This is a genomic window from Tistrella mobilis (assembly GCF_041468085.1).
Taxonomy (GTDB): Bacteria; Pseudomonadota; Alphaproteobacteria; order Tistrellales; family Tistrellaceae; genus Tistrella; species Tistrella mobilis_A.
The window spans coordinates 1,519,186-1,535,878 of record NZ_CP121017.1 but is presented as its reverse complement, the minus strand read 5'-3'; the positions used below and the strand labels follow the sequence as shown (position 1 = coordinate 1,535,878).

Below are 16,693 nucleotides of genomic sequence, written 5' to 3'. Positions count from 1 at the left end.
TGATATGGCAGCCCGTCACCGGCAATGAAACCCGCCGATCAGGGGATCGACGGAAATCCGGCCAATATAACGGCCGCCACAAGGCTTGCACAGCCCGCAGCCATGCGCCGATCAACCATCATCGTTGCAAAAAGGTTGCACTCAGCGGTCACGCGTCACGACATGAACCGCCAGCCGGCGCAGGTCGTCGGCCCGTCCGTCGAAGCCCTGAAGCGCCGCCAGCGCCATGTCCATCAGCCGGGCGGCCTCGGCACGCGCGCCGTCCACCCCCATGAGCCCGACGAAGGTGGCCTTGCCGCGGGCCGCATCCTTGCCCACCGCCTTGCCCGCCGCCGCTGGATCGCCCGTCACATCGATCAGGTCGTCGGCGATCTGATAGGCCAGGCCCACCGCACGGGCATAATCGCGCAGGCTGGTGCGCGCCTCCATGCCGGCGCCGCCCAGTATTGCGCCGGCCCGGCAGCAGAATTCGATCAGCGCGCCGGTCTTCAGCCGCTGCATGCGGCCGATGGCGCCCAGATCCTGCGCCTCGCTGCCGGTCTCGGCCTCGATGTCCAGCATCTGCCCGCCGACCATGCCGCCGGCACCGCCGGCCTCGGCCAGCGCCACCACCAGATCGGCGCGGACCGTGCCGTCGGGATGGGTGTCGGGCTCGCCCAGCACCTGGAAGGCGAGCGTCAGCAGCGCGTCGCCCACCAGGATCGCGGTCGCCTCGTCGAAGCGGCGATGGGTGGTCGGACGGCCGCGACGCAGATCGTCGTCGTCCATCGCCGGCAGATCGTCATGGACCAGCGAATAGGTGTGCAGAAATTCGACCGCCGCCCCGGCGCGATAGAGCCGGTCTGCCGGCACGTCGAACAGCGCCCCCGATGCCGCGATCAGGAAGGGCCGCAGCCGCTTGCCGCCGGCAAAGACCGCATAGCGCAGCGCCTCGGTCAGCCGGGGGGAGGCGCCGCCGCCTTCAGGCGGCAGCAGCCGGTCCATCGCCGCATCGACGCCCGCCGCCACCTCGGTCAGCCGGGCGTTCAGCGCCGCACGCGCCGCCGCGTCGAAGACGGGCAGCGGCATCACGGTCTCGTCGCTCGCGAACGGGTCTTCGGCAACGGGATCCCGGGGGCCGGTGCTCATTCGGGATCCACCGGCTCAAGCCCGGCGGGGCGGCCATCGCCGCCCAGCACGATGCGCTCCACCTTGGCCTTGGCTTCGGCCAGCTTGCGCTCGCAATGCCGGCGCAGCAGGGCACCGCGCTCGTAATCCTCGATCGCCTCTTCCAGCCGCGCCTCGCCGCTTTCCAGCTTGCGCACGATCTGTTCAAGCTGCTTCAGGGCATCCTCGAAGCTCAGCTCCGCGATCTCCGGCGGCAGGGTGTCGGCGGCGGCCATGGCCTCGGAACCTCCTCGGTCTGTCTGGGGGGCGGTCTGGGGGTGGGGCAGATCGGATGAGCGCGGAGTGTAAGCCGGCCCCGCGCCCACGGGCAAGGCCGGCCAGAATCAGACCGCAGGATCAGGAGGTCGGGATCAGGGGGTCGTCATCAGCACATGGACGTGGGATGCGGCGGCATCGGCCAGCGCTCTCAGGTCATAGCCGCCTTCAAGCGTGGAGATGATGCGGCCGCCGGAATGGCGCCGGGCAACCTCGATCAGCTCCTTCGTCATCCAGGCGAAATCTTCCGTGCCAAGGTCCATGCCGCCAACCGGGTCGCGGTGATGGGCGTCGAAGCCGGCGGAGACCAGCAGCAGGTCGGGCATGAATTCGTCCAGCGCCGGGATCAGCCGCTCGATGAAGGCCCGGCGGACCATGATCCCCCCCGATCCGGCACCGAAGGGAATGTTCATGATGTTGCCGGCAACGCCCCGCTCCGAGATCCGCCCGGTGCCCGGATAGAACGGCGCCTGATGGATCGAGCCATAGAACAGGTCGGGGTCGTTTTCGAACATCGCCTGGGTGCCGTTGCCGTGATGGACGTCGAAATCCACCACCGCGATCCGGTTCACCTTGTGCACGGCACGCGCATGCATGGCACCCACGGCAACGTTGTTGAACAGGCAGAAGCCCATCGGCCGCGCCGGCTCGGCATGATGTCCGGGGGGGCGGATGGCGCAGAAGGCGCGGTCGAAGCGCCCGGCCATCACGGCATCCACCGCCGCCACCACGGCGCCCGCCGCACGGCGCGCCGCCTCTCCCGACCCGGGCGAGACCACGGTATCCGGGTCCAGATGCAGCGCCTGCGCACCGGTTTGGGGAATCGCGGCCAGCACGCTCTTCACATAGGCGGCATCATGGGCAAGGGCCAGCGTCTCGTCCGAGGCGAGCGGCGCCTCTTCGCGCACCAGGGCCGCGAATTCGGGGGCGTCCAGCGCCTTCAGCACCGCCCGCAGGCGATCGGGCGATTCCGGGTGCCAGGATCCGGTCTCGTGGTTGAGACAGGCCGGGTGGGTCAGCAACAGCACCGACATCAGGTTCAGCGTTTCCTCGCATGTCCCGCAGGGCGGCCTCCAACCCGAGAAGAGGTTGGCCGGACACGGCCTGAGGCGGAACGAACTGTCCGGCGTTGGCAGCACCTGGGCGTTTTCGGCAGGGCGGCGTCGCCGGATCGGCATCACACTTCGACAGTCGCCCTACTCTCCCGCGCAGCCGCGCCGGAGGCAAGTGCCGATACATGCACCGGGGCAGGACGGGGACGGGATGGGAAAGCCGCGGCCGAACTGGTATACCATCGGGCGCGATAGTGGTCGAACCACAACCCAAAGGCGAGCAGGATACCTCCGGACGTGATGCCCTTCAGGATCGCCCTCACTCTTGTGACCGGCGCGCTCGGCGGCGCCCTGTTCGCCTGGTTCCATCTGCCTCTGGCCTGGATGCTGGGGGCGATGAGCCTGACCGCCGTGGCCGGGATTCTGGGGGCGCCGCTCGGCATCAACCGCCGGCTCAGGATCTGGACGGTGGTGGCGCTCGGCATCGTGCTGGGCGGCAGCTTCCGGCCCGACACCTTCGCCCATGCCGCAGGCTGGCCTCTGGGGCTGGCCGCCCTCACCCTTTATATCCTGCTGCTCTTCGCCCTGGGCTACGGGTTGATGATCGCCTTCGGCCGGGTCGACCGGGCCACCGCCTTCTTTGCCGCCATGCCCGGCGGCATCAACGAGATGACGCGGGTCGCCGAGGAATACCGGGCCGACATCGCCACCGTCGCCCTCACCCATGCCGTCAGGATCTATGCGGTGGTCTTCACCGTGCCGCTCTATCTCGCCTATGTCGAAGGCCATGGCGTGGCAGCCACCATCCGGCCAGCCATGGCTGCACATACCGGGATCGTCTCTGCATGGGCCGGCGGCGTCGATGCCGGCCGGATTCTGGAATATCTGGTGCTGATCACGGGCGGCCTTGCCGGCTGGCGCCTGGCCGAACGGATCCGGCTGCCGGGGGCCAGCTTCGTGGGCGGGCTGCTGGTGTCGGGCGGGCTGCATCTCTCGGGCGCCGTCACGGTGCAGATCCCGGTCTGGGGCATCGCGCTCGCCCAGCTGGTCGCGGGCTCGATGATGGGGGCCCGCTTCGCCGGGCTGTCGCTGCATCATCTGGCGCGGGTCGTGATCCTGGCGCTCGTTTCTGCCGCCATCATGCTGGGGACGGCCGTTCTTCTCGCCCCGGTCTTCACGTCTCTCACCGGTGCACCACGCCTGGCGATGCTGCTCAGCCTGGTGCCGGGCGGCTTCACCGAGATGGGGCTGATCGCCCTGTCGCTGGGGCTGGATGCCGCCGTGGTGGCGGTTTTCCATGTGATGCGGGTGGTTTACGTCATCATGTTCGCACCGGTCTTCTTTCGCTGGCGTCAGCGCACCGGTAACGTGCCGCCCGAAGCCGGATGACAGCCGGCAGTTTCATCGATATTGATAAGAGAGACCACCGGGGCTCGCTCACAGGTTCCGTATCCGGTCTCTGTCGACCCAGCTCGATTCGTTGTCAGATCCTCCTGCCATGATCCACGGCCGCACCCCACGGAAGCCGCCCCCCCGATGACTGCGCCCCCGCTCGCCGGCCGCCGGCCCGGCAAAAGCACGCCCGACAGAACCGATGCCGCCGACGGCAACCGCCTGATTGCGGATGCCCGCGCCTCGATCCGCCGGCATCTGGGCGGAACTGCGGTGTTCAGCGCCGCGGTTAATCTGCTCTACCTCACACCATCGCTCTATATGCTGCAGGTCTATGACCGCGTGCTGTCCAGCGGCAGCGAAGCGACGCTGGTTTTCGTCAGCGTCATCGCCCTCGTCGCACTCGCCACCATGGCATCGCTCGACCGGGTCCGCGGCATCCTGATGGGCCGTGCCGGCCTCAGGGTCGACCGGGCTCTCGCGGGGCCCCTGCTTGCCAGGCTGATCCGCCAGTCGGCCCTGCCCGGCCAGCCGCCGGCGGCCCAGCCGCTGCGCGATCTGGAAACGGTGCGGGTCTTCCTGGCCGGCCCGGGGCCGGGGGCGGTGTTCGACCTGCCATGGATGCCGGTCTATGTCGCGATCATGTGGGTGATCCACCCCTGGCTCGGCATGCTGGCGCTCGGCGGCGCGCTTCTGCTGATGGCGCTGGCGATCGCCGGCGAATACAGCATGCGCAAGGCCACGACCACGGCCGGTCAGGCGCAGCTGCGCGCCCATGCCGCCAGTGACGCGCTGATCCGCGAGGCGGAGCCGATCGAGGCCATGGGCCTTGCCCCGGCCCTGGTGTCGCGTTGGAACGAGGCGCGGGTCGAGGCCCTGGCCGGCCATGCCCGCGCCGCCGAACGCGGCGCCTTCTGGTCCGCTGCCACCAAGGGCGTGCGCCTGTCACTGCAGATCCTGGTGCTGGCGATCGGCGCCTGGCTCGCCATCGAGCGGATGATCACGCCGGGCGCCATGTTCGCGGGCTCGATCCTGATCGGCCGGGCACTTGCGCCCATCGAGCAGATCGTCGGCATGTGGCGGCAGATGACCTCTGCCCGCGATGCCTGGGGCCGGGTCACGAAGGCACTTGCCGCCACCCCGCCGCCACGCCCGGGCGAAACGCAGCTCCCGCGGCCGAAGGGTGCGATCACCCTCGACAAGGTCGTCTTCCGCATGCCCGGCGCCGAACGGCCCGCGATCGGTGGCATCGACCTGGATGTCCGGCCGGGAGAGACCGTGGGGATCCTGGGGCCGTCGGCCGCCGGCAAATCCACCCTTCTGCGCCTGATGATCGGGTTGTGGGTTCCGCTGTCGGGCAGCGTACGGCTCGACGGGGCCGATGCGGCGCGCTGGCCGCGCGAAACGCTGGGCCCGGCGATCGGCTATCTGCCACAGGATGTCGTGCTGCTGGCAGGAACCGTCCGCGACAACATCGCCCGTTTCGGCGAGGCCGATGATGCGGCGGTGATCCAGGCGGCCGAACGGGCCGGCGCACACGAGATGATCCTGGGCCTGCCCCAGGGCTATGACACCCGGGTCGGCGATGGCGGGCTCGGCCTGTCGGGCGGTCAGCGCCAGCGCATCGGCCTGGCCCGCGCGCTCTATGGCGACCCGGCGATCGTGGCACTGGACGAGCCCAATTCCAGCCTCGACAGCGAGGGCGAGCAGGCGCTGGTCATTGCGCTGAAGCGCCTGCGTGCCGAGGGCCGCACCGTGCTGATCGTCGCCCATCGCACCGGCATTCTGGGTCTCGCCGACCGGCTGCTGGTGATGCGCGACGGCCGGGTGCAGATGTACGGCCCCACCGCAGAGGTTGTGAAGGCGTTGAATGCATCCCAGGGTGGCCGCCCGCCCGCCCCCACCCATCAGGGGCATCAGGGGGCCCAGGGACATCAGACGGGTCCGGGACATCAGACGGGTCCGGGACATCAGACGGGTTCCGGCCCCGATACATCCCCGCGCGGAGGTCCGGCATGACCGCGACGACGACTGCTCCCCGCATCGACGACGGCGCCGGCAGGCCGCTTCGCACCGGGCTGATCGTCTCAGTGCTGTTCTTCGGCGTGCTTGGCGGCTGGGCCGGTTTCGCCCCCCTCGACAGCGCCGCGGTTGCCCCCGGTGTCGTGGTGGTGGAAAACAACCGCCAGGCCGTGCAGCACCGCGACGGCGGCATCGTCGCCGACCTGCCAGTGCGCGAAGGCGACCGGGTGGAGGCGGGGCAGTTGCTGGTCCGCCTGGACGATACCGAACTGGCCGCCCAGGCCTCGATCCTCTCCAAGCAGACCGACGCGCTGAAGATCCTGGAAGCCCGGCTGGTCGCCGAGCGCGACGGACTGGATGCCATCGTCTTTCCAGCCGACATCACCGCACGGCTGGGCAAAGGCGAGGAGGTCGATCAGCTGGTCCATGGCCAGGAGCGGGTCTTCGCCACCCGGACCAGTTCGCGCGGCAATCAGGTCGACATCCTGCAGCAGCGCATCGTGCAGTTGGGCGCCCAGATCAAGGGCTTCGAGGCACAGGCCGCCGCAAACAGCCGCCAGCTGGCGCTGATCCGCGATGAACTCCAGGGCACGCGCTCGCTCTATGAAAAGGGACTGACACCCAAGACCCGGGTGCTGTCACTGGAACGTGCCGCCGCCTCTCTCGATGGAGAGCGGGGAGAGAACGAGGCGAACGCCGCCCGCGCCCGCCAGGCGATCGGCGAGGCGCGGCTGCAGATCGACCAGATCGAGCGCGAACGCCAGACTGAAGTGGCGGAGCAGCTGCGCCAGACCCAGGAACAGCTCTTCGACCTGACGCCCCGGCTGGAAGCCGTCCGCGCCCAGCTGGGCCGGACCGAGATCCGGGCGCCGGCCTCGGGCGCGGTGGTCGGCCTCACCGCCTTCACGGTGGGGGGCGTGATCCGCCCGGGCGAGACGGTGATGGAAATCGTGCCCAGCGATACGCCGCTGGTCGTGCGTGCACAGCTTCCCCCCGACCAGATCGACGACGTTCACCACGGCATGGTCGCGGAAGTGCGGCTGACCGCCTATCCCTATCGCACCACACCGATCCTGAACGGCAATGTCGCGCAGATTTCGGCCGACCGCTTCACCGAAGAACGCACCGGCCTCGCCTATTACGAGATGCGGATCGAGGTGCCGACCAGCGAGTTGCACCGCCTCCCCGATGCCGGCCTCACCCCCGGCATGCCGGCCGAAGTGATGGTGCCGCTGCGCGAACGCACCGCCCTCGATTATCTGGTGGAACCGCTGCTGCGGAGCATCGAGGGAGCGGCGCGGGAAGACTGATCCCCCCGCGCCGCTCCCCTCTGCCGTCGTCAGAGCCTGAGCCAGGCCGCCGCCAGGGCGGCCAGAAGCGATACCGCCGTTGCCGGCGCCAGCAACCGGGCCATCACCCGGCCGCCGGCGGTGGCGGCCAGCCCGTATTTGACCCCGGTATTGACCAGGGCGGCGGCGATGATCGCGGCGGCGGCGACATCCAGCCGGGCGGCCTCGGCCAGGCTGCGCTCGGCCATCGAGACGGTGATGGCATCGACATCCGCCAGGCCCGACAGGGCCCCGACCGCAACCAGCGCCTCGGGCGCCAGATAGCGTTCGGCCAGGGCCGAGGCGAACATGATCACCGCCATCAGCGCCGCAAAGCGGATCGCCGGCCCCAGGCTGAACGGGTTGGCGACCGCGGCCGACACCCCGGCCGCGGACGTCCGGGCGGTCCCCGCACCATCCGTGCCTTCGCCTGCCGGCTGCTCCGGTCCGACGGCTCCGCCGGTCCGCCGGAGCAGCAGCCAGCCCGCGCCGGCCATGGCCGGCAGGATCAGCGCCAGCAGCACCGGCCAGAGCAGCGCCAGCAGGGCCGGATTGACGGCAACCAGCAGCACCGCGATCCGCCCCGCCATCACCGACCAGCCGATCAGGATGCCGCCGGCTGCGGGGCGGACGGCCGTACCGTCCACTGCCGCGGCGTGGCGGGCAAGCGACAGGGTGACCGCGGTCGATGAAACCAGGGCGCCTGCAACGGCGGTCATCAGCGTGCCGGTGCGGGTGCCGAAGCGGCGCATCGCCACATAGCCCACCAGCCCGAGTGCGGTGATCAGGATCACCAGCAGCCACAGCCTGTAGGGGTTGAGCGCATCGAACGGGTCGAGCGTGCGGTCGGGCAGCAGCGGCAGCACGATGAAGCTTGCGATCAGCAGCTTCATCATGCCCAGCAGATCCGCCTTGTCGAAACCCTTCACCACCCGGCGGAGCGGCTTCTTGAAGGCGAGCGCCGCCGCGCAGGCTACCGCCAGCGGCACCGCCATATCGCGATGCCCCAGCACGGCCAGTGCCGCCAGAGCCGTGGTCGCAACCGCGGCGAGTTCCGTGGTGGCGCCCGATTTGCGCGGATCGAGCGAGACCTCCACGACGTAAGAGGCGACCACCACGCCGGAGACGGCCAGCAGCACCGCGACCAGAGGCCAGGGGCTGCCGACCGCGCGGGTCATCAGCGCACCGACGGCCCCGGCGAGGGCTGCAATGATGAAACTCCTGAGGCCGAGCGCGCCCTGAAGATGTTCGTCGGCCTTGTGCTTTTCACGTTCGAAGCCGATGAGTGCGCCGATGGCAAGCGCGCTCGCGACGTCGAGATAGGGCGTCGGCCAGCCAAGCTCCGGCATGGGACGGCCGGCGGATCAGGACGGATCGCCGAAGAAGGCGCGGATCAGCGGCGGCACGGTCGGCTCGCTGACATCCACGCCGTCGCCCAGCCCCTTGATGATCGCCTCGAAGGCGGCGATCCGGGCCATGTCCTTGTCGTTGGCATCGATGCGCAGCCAGGGCGCGCGCGGCAGCGAGGTCCGCTCCACCATCTCGCCATAGGCGATCTCGTAATCGCGCCAGCGGGCGCGGTTGCGCAGATCGTCTTCCGTCAGCTTCCACCGCTTTTCCGGATTGTCGTAGCGCGACTGCAGCCGGTCGAGCTGGGTTTCGGGCGTGATGTCGAGCAGCAGTTTGACGATACGGATGCCCTCGTCCAGCAGCGTCGTCTCGAAGGCGCGGATCTCGTCATAGGCGCGGGTCCATTCGCTCTCGGTCGCGAAGCCCTCGATCCGCTCCACCAGTACCCGGCCATACCAGGACCGGTCGAAGATCGCCATGCGGCCGCTCTCGGGCACCCGGGTCCAGAAGCGCTGCATCCAGTGCTGACGCTTTTCGCCCTGGCTCGGCGCGCCGATCGAATGCACCCGCAGATGGCGCGGATCCAGACACCAGCCGATCCGGCGGATCAGCCCGCCCTTGCCGGCGGCATCCCAGCCCTCCAGCACCACGATCCCGCGATGGCCGTGAATGACGTAGGCATGCTGCAGCAGGACGAGCTGATCCTGCAGCCGCTTCAGCGCCGCATCCGGCCCTTCCCCCTTTTCCAGCGCGGGTTCTGCGACCGCGGCCTCCTCGCGCCAATCCGCCGCCTCGGCCTTGGCCTTGCGCTCGGCCTCTTCGGCCTTCTTCTGCTTCTTGTCCTTCTTGCCCATGGGCAGCAATCCTCGCGGGGGTGGGCCGGTGACCCGGTGTAATCTCATTGAAACGCCGGGCGGGCCGGCGATCAATCCGCGACCTGTCGATTTCCGCCCTGGCGACCGGCAACCAGCTGCATATCATGTTCCGAACCCTGCAGCCGAGAGCCACGGACAGCACCGGACCCGATGTCGCATCCCACAGCCACTTCCCGGCGGCGCCCGGCGGTCCTTGCCGCAGGCATCCTCCTGTTTTCGGCCGGCGTCGGCATCGGCCACTGGTCGGACCGGCTGATCCCGCAATGGCCGATAGCCGCCACGGATGCGACACCTGCCTCGATAGCGGTGGTCCGCGGCACCATCGAACGAACCATCTCGGCCCTCGGCGTCGTGGAGCCGCGGGTTTTCGTCGATGTCGGCACCCAGGTGTCGGGACAGCTGCGTGCGGTTCATGTCGGTGTCGGCGACGCGGTGACCAGGGGCACCCTGCTGGCAGAAATCGACCCCAGGATCTACGAGACCCGTGTCACCGGCGGCGAGGCAAGGCTGCTCAATCTGGAAGCACAGCTACGTCAGGCAAAGGCAGAACGGGATCTGGCACGTCTGCGCGAGGCACGCATCCGCCGGCTGTTTCAACATCGGGCCGCCAGCCGCGAGGAAGCCGATACCAGCGCAGCCAATCTCGCCATCGCCGAGGCTGCAATCGCAGCGATCGACGCCCAGCTCCGCGAGGCGCGCTCCACGCTCGACGGAGACCGCACCAACCTGTCCTATACCCGCATCCTCGCCCCCATTGACGGCACGGTGGTCTCGCAGACCTCGGTAGTCGGCCAGACGCTCAATGCCAACCAGACCTCGCCGATCATCCTCAGGCTGGCCGATCTGGCCACCATGACGGTCAGGGCTCAGGTTGTGGAGGCAGATGTGGTACGCCTCGCACCCGGACAGCCGATCCGGTTCTCAACCCTCGGCCGGCCTGATCGGGTGTGGCACAGCCGGATCCGACAGATCCTCCCCACCCCGCAGACCCTGAACGACGTTGTGCTCTACGACGTGCTGATCGATGTCGCCAACCCCGACGGTGCCCTGATGACCAGCATGACCGCTCAGGTCTTCTTCGTGCTGGATCAGGCGGTCGATCAACCGATCATCCCTCTTTCGGCACTCGATCGCGGGACGGATGGCGATCGCGTGCATGTACGCCTGGTGGATGGCCGGCATGAAGTCCGAAGGGTGACAATCGGCCTGGCGGCCCGGGGCCGGGTCGCGGTGACATCGGGCCTCGACGTCGGAGAGATCGTCCTGCCGATCGACGCTGCCAGCGCCGGCATGGATCCGGCCCGCGTGGGCAACTGGGGCGCTGGCGGCCGGGTACCAGCGGCGGCGGGGACGGAATGACCGGCACCCCGCCCCTCTTCAGGCTTCGCGGTATCTCGCGGCGTTTCAGCGCCAACGGCGACGTTCTGGCCCTCGACGACATCTCCCTCGACATCCATCGCGGAGAAATGATCGCGATCACCGGTACCTCCGGCTCGGGTAAAAGCACATTGATGAACATCCTGGGCTGCCTCGACCGGCCGAGTGACGGGCAGTGCCTGATCGACGGTCACGACACGGGGACGATGACCCCGGACGCGCTGGCAACTCTTCGCAACCAATTGTTCGGCTTTGTTTTTCAGCGCTACAATCTGCTCCCTGATGCCAGCGCGGCCGAGAACGTCGAACTTCCGGCGTTGTATGCCGGCGCGCCGGCGGGGTGGCGGCGGACACGGGCAGTGGAGTTGCTCACCCGACTGGGGCTGGGCGATCGCCTTCACCACCGTCCGTCCGAACTGTCCGGCGGTCAGCAGCAACGGGTGTCGATCGCCCGTGCGCTGATCAACAATGCCCAGGTCATTCTTGCCGACGAGCCGACAGGTGCACTCGATGCCGCCAGCGGAGAAGACGTGCTCCGCAGGCTGGAAGAGCTGAACCGCAACGGCCGCACGATCATCATCGTGACCCATGATCCGCAGGTGGCGGCACGGGCCCGGCGACGGATCCGGATCGCCGACGGCCGGATCGTGGCTGACGAGCTCTGCAATATGGATCCGCCGTCCCCCCTCATGAGTTCCGAGCCGCTTGCAGATCCCGTGCCTCACGGCGGCCACTGGCGTCTGGACATGGTGGCCGCCGCCGCCCGCACGGCGCTGCGATCTTTGCGGCGCGCCCCCTTCCGGACCCTGCTCACCCTTGTGGGGGTAATGATCGGCGTTGCCTCGGTCATTGCGATGCTGGCGGTGGGCGAGGGCGGCCGGGAGACGACACTCGCCCGGCTTGAGAAGATGGGGACCAATCTGCTCATCGTACGGCCGGGTGCCCCCGGCGTGCGGAACACGGCCGATCTCACCTCGCTCACCATCGAAGATATCCAGGCCATCCGGGGCGTCGAGGGGTTGACGGCGGTGTCACCGGTTCGCAGCCTCCGGACCACACTGCGTGCCGGCACCAATGACTACGTCACCACGGTCCATGGTGTCTGGCCGGATATCGCCGTGGTCCGCAACTGGCGGGCTGTCATCGGCGAGTTCATTTCTGCCGAAGACGTCGCCGATTATCGTGCCGTCGTGGTATTGGGCCAGACGGTCGCCCGCAACCTCTTTCCCGAGACCCCGGATCCGACCGGACGCCTGCTGGTGATCCGGAACATGCCGTTCGAGGTGATCGGTATCCTGAACACCCGCGGTGCCGACCAATGGGGTAACGACCATGATGACGTCGCACTCATCCCGCTCTCGGCCGGCTTCCTGCGCATCCTCGGCAAGCCCTATGTCAGTTCGGTAACGGTGAAGGTCGATCGCGCCGAAGGCATGGCGGCGGTGGCCACTGACATCGACCGTCTGATGATGGCGCGACACGGCATCCGGAACTTCCAGATCACCGACAGCGCTGCCGCCCAGCAGGCTCTCTCGGAAAGTCAGCGCAGCTTCGCGATGCTGCTCGGTGCCGTGGCCACCATTTCTCTTCTGGTCGGCGGCATCGGCGTCATGAATATCATGCTGGTGGGCGTAACCGAGCGGACCCGTGAAATCGGCATCCGTATGGCCACAGGTGCCAGGCGCCGGGACGTGCTGACCCAATTCAACATCGAGGCCGTCGTGGTCTGCGGCCTGGGAGGGATCATCGGTGTGGCGCTGGGCATCGGTGCAGCGCTTATCCTCGCCCGCAGCGGCTTCGACGTCGTCATCCGGCCGGCCCCGGCGATGGCCGCCTTCGGCTGTTCCTTTCTGACCGGGCTGATCTTCGGCTGGCTGCCTGCCCGTAAGGCGGCCGGCATGGATCCGGTCAGGGCCTTGGCTTCCGAGTAAAACCCGCCTCGCCATCCAGCGGCACGCCGGTCGGGAGCACCAGATCCGCCGTCAGCCGGGTGCCCGAGGCATCGGCGCGGACCAGCCGCACGCCGTCGGAGGCAAGCGGGAAGCCGCGCAGCACCAGGCTGCCCAGATGAAGATGCACATGGGTGGGATCGCGCGACAGGGTGAGGTCCTTCACCCCCACCGCCAGCCCGACGGCACCGGCAGACGGTGGCACGCCCCGGCGGATATCGGCCAGAAGGCTGGCGGGGGACGCACCGCCCGTGCCGCCGGCTGCGGCAATACCGGCCAGCAGCTGCGAGGCTGCGATGCGCGCGGCCGACGGGTCCAGCCCCAGCCGCATCAGCAGAGCGATCAGCTCTCCGTGCAGGGCCTGCGCGCCCTTGGCCATGGCCTCGCCCAGCCGGGCCGCGGCACCATCCTCGACCGTGGTCCCCGCAAGGCCGAACGACGCTGCCGCCGTGCCCCCGGTTGCCGGTACGGCCTCGTCCTGGCCCTTGGGCAGATCCTCCCCCGCCACGGCCTTGTCGGCGACGCCTGCGGCCTCGGCCGGGCTCATGCCCATCAGGCGGAACAGGGCTGCCAGGGCCGCACGCAGGTCGCGCAGGCCGGCGATGAAGGGATCGTCGGCATCCCTCTCGGTGCCGCCGGACACCGTCGCGGAAAGATAGACTGCGGGCAGGCTGGCCGACGCGCTGGTGCCGCCCGGGGCAAGTCGCGCCAGGCCGGCAACAGGCCGGGGCACCGCCGGCGGATCGCTCAACGCCGACGGTGTCGCCCTTGCCCCCGGGAACCGCAGCGGGTTCCTGTCTGATGTAGAAGACACCATCGTGCCACCATTCGAAAACAGGCAGACAGCGCCGCCTGGTCAGACCGGCGGCGTGTTCCGACAGGCCGGGTCAGCCCCTGGCCGTTTGATTTTCGTGGCACGATTTTCGAACCGTCGTTCTCGCGGTCCGTTGGGTGCAACTATAGCGTCGAAGGCCCGTCTGGCGCAACCATCAAGCCCGATGACGTAAGCGTCAACGGCTCAGATAGCGCAACGCCTCGTCCAGGCCGCGGAGGGTCAGCGGATACATCCGGTCCTCCATCAGCTTCTGGGTGATCTTGGCACTTTCGGTATAGCGCCAGCGCTGCTGGGGTTCGGGGTTCAGCCAGACCATCTTGGGGAAATGGTCGGTGAAGCGCTTCAGCCAGACCTGGCCCGATTCCTCGTTCCAATGCTCGACCGATCCGCCCGGCATCACGATTTCGTAGGCGCTCATGGTCGCATCGCCGACGAAGATCACCTTGTAGTCGGGGCCGAACTTGTTCAGCACATCCATGGTGGGGGTGCGTTCCGAGAAGCGGCGGTAATTGTCCTTCCACACGTTCTCGTAGATGAAATTGTGAAAGTAGTAATACTCCAGATGCTTCAGCTCGGTGCGTGCGGCACTGAACAGCTCTTCGCAGATCTTGACATGATCATCCATCGATCCGCCGACATCCAGAAACAGCAGCACCTTCACCTTGTTGCGCTTTTCCGGCACAAGCTTCAGGTCCAGCCAGCCGGCGTTGCGCGCCGTGGAACGGATCGTGTCATCCAGATCCAGTTCCAGGTCGGATCCTTCGCGCACGAAAGCGCGCAGCCGCTTCAGCGCCACCTTGATGTTGCGCGTGCCCAGCTCGACATCGTCGTCATAGTTCTTGAAGGCGCGCTGATCCCAGACCTTCACCGCCCGGCGATGACGCGAGCGGTCCTGACCGATGCGCACGCCTTCCGGGTTGTAGCCATAGGCGCCGAAGGGGCTGGTACCGGCCGTGCCGATCCATTTGTTGCCGCCCTGATGGCGCCCCTTCTGCTCTTCGAGACGCTGTTTCAGCGTCTCCATCAGCTTTTCCCAACCGCCCAGCGCCTCGATCTCGGCCATCTCTTCGGGCGTAAGATGCTTCTCGGCCAGCTTGCGCAGCCATTCCTCGGGGATCTGGCCCTCGATGGCAGTGAAATGGGCCTGGGCACCCTTGTAATAGGCGGCGAAGACCTGGTCGAAGCGGTCGAAATGCTTCTCGTTCTTCACCAGCGAGGTGCGGGCGAGGTAATAGAACTCCTCAGGGGAGAACTGGGCGAGCCCGGCCTTCATGCCCTCGATCAGGACCAGATATTCATTGATCGTGACCGGCAGCTTCGCCTCGCGAAGCTTGAAGAAGAAATCGATCAGCATCCGGACCCGCCCTCTCGCCTCGACCTGTGTACCACTGTCAGCCCTGTGCCGGGGCTCAGCCCGGACGGCCGGGGCCTTCGGCCCGACGGCGGGCCATGAACACCAGGCGCTGGGCCAGCGACACGTCCTGCTCGTTCTTGATCAGCGCGCCGTAAAGCGGCGGCAGGGCCTTGTCCTTGGACTCGCGCAGCGTCTCGGCATCCAGATCCTCGGCCAGCAGCAGCTTCAGCCAGTCGAGCAGTTCCGAGGTGGAGGGCTTCTTCTTCAGCCCGGGCATCTCGCGCACGCTGAAGAAGATTTCCAGCGCCTCCTTGACCAGCATCTGCTTGATGCCCGGATAATGCACGTCGACGATGGCGCGCATCGTATCGGCATCGGGGAAGGCGATGAAGTGGAAGAAGCAGCGGCGCAGGAAGGCGTCGGGCAGCTCTTTCTCGTTGTTCGAGGTGATGATCACCAGCGGCCGATGGACGGCGCGGACGGTCTCGCGGGTTTCGTAGACGTAGAACTCCATCCGATCGAGTTCGCGAAGCAGGTCGTTCGGGAACTCGATATCGGCCTTGTCGATCTCGTCGATCAGCACGACCGAGGGTTCATCGCTGGCGAAGGCCTCCCACAGCGCGCCGCGCAGGATGTAATTGCTGACGTCCTTGACCCGGTCGTCACCCAGCTGGCTGTCGCGCAGGCGCGAGACGGCGTCATATTCGTACAGGCCCTGCTGCGCCTTGCTGGTCGACTTCACATGCCACTGGTGAAGCGGCCGGCCAAGGGCGCGCGCCACCTCTTCCGCCAGCATGGTCTTGCCGGTGCCGGGCTCGCCCTTGATCAGCAGCGGACGGCCGAGGGTGAGGGCGGCGTTGACCGCCATCATCAGGTCCTCGGTCGCGACGTAGCTGTCGGTGCCCGTGAATTTGGCCGGCTGCGTGGTCTGGTCCATGGCCCGTCTGGTCCCGTGAAAGCCTCATCTCTGGCCAGAGGGTAGCATCGCGACCGGTGGGTTCAAGGCATTAAACCATTAAGCAGAATTTCAAGCGATGTTCGACCGCGCAAGGGTTGCGTCACACACACGGATGCACGCCCGAGGGTCGATCAGATGCATCGACATCGATATATCGATATCGATGTAATCGGGTCGGGCGGAGGTACATTGACGTCGATATATCGACGTCGATGGATCAGCGCCTCCGCGGCCGCTTCAGCGCCGCCAGCGTCGCCAGCACCCAGCCGATCAGAAAGGCGGTGCCGCCCACCGGGGTCACGAAGACCAGCGGCCGCCAGCCGGTGGCGGCATAGAGGTAGAGACTGCCGGGAAACAGGATCGCACCGGCGGCCAGTGCGCCGGCAGCGGCCATCAGCAGCCGCGCGTCCAGCACGACCAGGCCGCGATCGACCAGCGGCCGCAGCACCGCCAGGATCATCAGCACCAGGGAGTGAACCAGGCCGTAGAGCGCGCCGGTGCGCACGATCTGCGCGGTGTGAAGATCCCCCGCCTGCTCCAGCCCGTGGGTCGCGAAGGCACCCGCCGCGACGGCGATCAGCGCGCCCAGCGTGCCGATGATCCAGATCGTCCGCGTCATCCGTCTTCCTTCCGGTTGAGGTCCGTATCGTGGGTCGATCCTGGCGGAAAGCTTGGCCCGAGCGCCAGAGGGGCTTATATCCTGGGGCGCCTGCACCGGACAAGGCGGCGCGCGGTCGCAGGCCCGCCGACATATCCGCCGCCATCGCCCCGAAGGAGGG

The 16,693-nt window shown here is 67.9% G+C and carries 14 protein-coding genes; 5 read left to right on the top strand and 9 right to left on the bottom strand.

Annotated features, from left to right (window positions below):
• Positions 1-141: 141 nt before the first annotated feature.
• The 3 genes from P7L68_RS12755 to P7L68_RS12745 form a co-directional block, all read right to left on the bottom strand.
• Positions 142-1,068 carry a polyprenyl synthetase family protein gene (locus P7L68_RS12755; protein WP_372006836.1) on the bottom strand — a complete coding sequence of 309 codons (927 nt, stop codon included), beginning with the start codon at positions 1,066-1,068 and terminating at the stop codon, positions 142-144.
• 56 nt (positions 1,069-1,124) lie between these two features.
• Positions 1,125-1,382, bottom strand: coding sequence for an exodeoxyribonuclease VII small subunit (locus tag P7L68_RS12750; protein WP_014744482.1), 258 nt, complete (start codon positions 1,380-1,382; stop codon positions 1,125-1,127).
• Between the two features lie 135 nt (positions 1,383-1,517).
• The gene (locus tag P7L68_RS12745; protein WP_372005937.1) at positions 1,518-2,456 is read right to left on the bottom strand and encodes a histone deacetylase family protein; all 939 of its coding nucleotides are present in this window, start codon (positions 2,454-2,456) and stop codon (positions 1,518-1,520) included.
• A 318-nt stretch (positions 2,457-2,774) separates the two neighbouring features.
• Between P7L68_RS12745 and P7L68_RS12740 the strand changes: the two genes are divergently transcribed.
• The 3 genes from P7L68_RS12740 (at position 2,775) to P7L68_RS12730 (ending at position 7,198) form a co-directional block, all read left to right on the top strand.
• Positions 2,775-3,863, top strand: a complete 1,089-nt coding sequence (locus tag P7L68_RS12740) for an AbrB family transcriptional regulator (RefSeq protein ID WP_372005934.1) — start codon at positions 2,775-2,777, stop codon at positions 3,861-3,863.
• Between the two features lie 147 nt (positions 3,864-4,010).
• The gene (locus P7L68_RS12735) at positions 4,011-5,885 is read left to right on the top strand and encodes a type I secretion system permease/ATPase (RefSeq protein WP_372005931.1); all 1,875 of its coding nucleotides are present in this window, start codon (positions 4,011-4,013) and stop codon (positions 5,883-5,885) included.
• Positions 5,882-7,198, top strand: a complete 1,317-nt coding sequence (locus P7L68_RS12730; protein ID WP_372005928.1) for an HlyD family type I secretion periplasmic adaptor subunit — start codon at positions 5,882-5,884, stop codon at positions 7,196-7,198. Before P7L68_RS12735 ends, P7L68_RS12730 begins: the two co-directional genes overlap by 4 nt.
• A gap of 29 nt (positions 7,199-7,227) precedes the next feature.
• Here the strand turns inward: P7L68_RS12730 and P7L68_RS12725 are convergent, their stop codons facing one another.
• Positions 7,228-8,565, bottom strand: coding sequence for an MgtC/SapB family protein (locus P7L68_RS12725; protein WP_372005925.1), 1,338 nt, complete (start codon positions 8,563-8,565; stop codon positions 7,228-7,230).
• A gap of 15 nt (positions 8,566-8,580) precedes the next feature.
• On the bottom strand, positions 8,581-9,420 hold the full coding sequence (locus P7L68_RS12720; protein WP_372005922.1) for a polyphosphate kinase 2 family protein: 840 nt from the start codon (positions 9,418-9,420) through the stop codon (positions 8,581-8,583).
• A gap of 171 nt (positions 9,421-9,591) precedes the next feature.
• On the opposite strand from P7L68_RS12720, the gene P7L68_RS12715 reads away from it, so the two are divergent.
• Together P7L68_RS12715 and P7L68_RS12710 are read left to right on the top strand one after the other, a co-directional pair.
• Complete coding sequence (locus tag P7L68_RS12715; protein ID WP_372005919.1) at positions 9,592-10,800, top strand: efflux RND transporter periplasmic adaptor subunit; 1,209 nt, start codon at positions 9,592-9,594, stop codon at positions 10,798-10,800.
• Entirely contained in the window at positions 10,797-12,749 is a 1,953-nt protein-coding gene (locus tag P7L68_RS12710) for a MacB family efflux pump subunit (protein ID WP_372005916.1), read from the top strand. Before P7L68_RS12715 ends, P7L68_RS12710 begins: the two co-directional genes overlap by 4 nt.
• Here P7L68_RS12710 and P7L68_RS12705 read toward each other — a convergent pair.
• The 4 genes from P7L68_RS12705 to P7L68_RS12690 form a co-directional block, all read right to left on the bottom strand.
• A complete protein-coding gene (locus P7L68_RS12705) occupies positions 12,727-13,518 on the bottom strand; it encodes a hypothetical protein (RefSeq protein ID WP_372005913.1) in 792 nt (263 codons plus the stop codon). The two genes, P7L68_RS12710 and P7L68_RS12705, sit on opposite strands and share 23 nt — an antisense overlap.
• 259 nt (positions 13,519-13,777) lie before the next feature.
• On the bottom strand, positions 13,778-14,956 hold the full coding sequence (locus P7L68_RS12700; protein ID WP_372005910.1) for a VWA domain-containing protein: 1,179 nt from the start codon (positions 14,954-14,956) through the stop codon (positions 13,778-13,780).
• 55 nt (positions 14,957-15,011) lie between these two features.
• The gene (locus P7L68_RS12695; protein ID WP_372005907.1) at positions 15,012-15,893 is read right to left on the bottom strand and encodes an AAA family ATPase; all 882 of its coding nucleotides are present in this window, start codon (positions 15,891-15,893) and stop codon (positions 15,012-15,014) included.
• A gap of 238 nt (positions 15,894-16,131) precedes the next feature.
• Positions 16,132-16,533: a DUF423 domain-containing protein gene (locus P7L68_RS12690; protein WP_372005904.1), complete on the bottom strand. Its 402-nt coding sequence runs from the start codon at positions 16,531-16,533 to the stop codon at positions 16,132-16,134.
• Positions 16,534-16,693: the final 160 nt, after the last annotated feature.

Excerpts from the sequence above, each read along its gene's own strand:
- P7L68_RS12755 (WP_372006836.1), bottom strand. The coding sequence starts at position 1,068 with ATGCCGCTGCCCGTCTTCGACGCGGCGGCGCGTGCGGCGCTGAACGCC.
- P7L68_RS12740 (WP_372005934.1), top strand. The coding sequence starts at position 2,775 with ATGCCCTTCAGGATCGCCCTCACTCTTGTGACCGGCGCGCTCGGCGGC.
- P7L68_RS12715 (WP_372005919.1), top strand. The coding sequence starts at position 9,592 with ATGTCGCATCCCACAGCCACTTCCCGGCGGCGCCCGGCGGTCCTTGCC.
- P7L68_RS12720 (WP_372005922.1), bottom strand. The coding sequence starts at position 9,420 with ATGGGCAAGAAGGACAAGAAGCAGAAGAAGGCCGAAGAGGCCGAGCGC.
- P7L68_RS12700 (WP_372005910.1), bottom strand. The coding sequence starts at position 14,956 with ATGCTGATCGATTTCTTCTTCAAGCTTCGCGAGGCGAAGCTGCCGGTC.
- P7L68_RS12745 (WP_372005937.1), bottom strand. The coding sequence starts at position 2,456 with ATGTCGGTGCTGTTGCTGACCCACCCGGCCTGTCTCAACCACGAGACC.
- P7L68_RS12730 (WP_372005928.1), top strand. The coding sequence starts at position 5,882 with ATGACCGCGACGACGACTGCTCCCCGCATCGACGACGGCGCCGGCAGG.
- P7L68_RS12750 (WP_014744482.1), bottom strand. The coding sequence starts at position 1,382 with ATGGCCGCCGCCGACACCCTGCCGCCGGAGATCGCGGAGCTGAGCTTC.
- P7L68_RS12735 (WP_372005931.1), top strand. The coding sequence starts at position 4,011 with ATGACTGCGCCCCCGCTCGCCGGCCGCCGGCCCGGCAAAAGCACGCCC.
- P7L68_RS12695 (WP_372005907.1), bottom strand. The coding sequence starts at position 15,893 with ATGGACCAGACCACGCAGCCGGCCAAATTCACGGGCACCGACAGCTAC.
- P7L68_RS12725 (WP_372005925.1), bottom strand. The coding sequence starts at position 8,565 with ATGCCGGAGCTTGGCTGGCCGACGCCCTATCTCGACGTCGCGAGCGCG.
- P7L68_RS12710 (WP_372005916.1), top strand. The coding sequence starts at position 10,797 with ATGACCGGCACCCCGCCCCTCTTCAGGCTTCGCGGTATCTCGCGGCGT.
- P7L68_RS12690 (WP_372005904.1), bottom strand. The coding sequence starts at position 16,533 with ATGACGCGGACGATCTGGATCATCGGCACGCTGGGCGCGCTGATCGCC.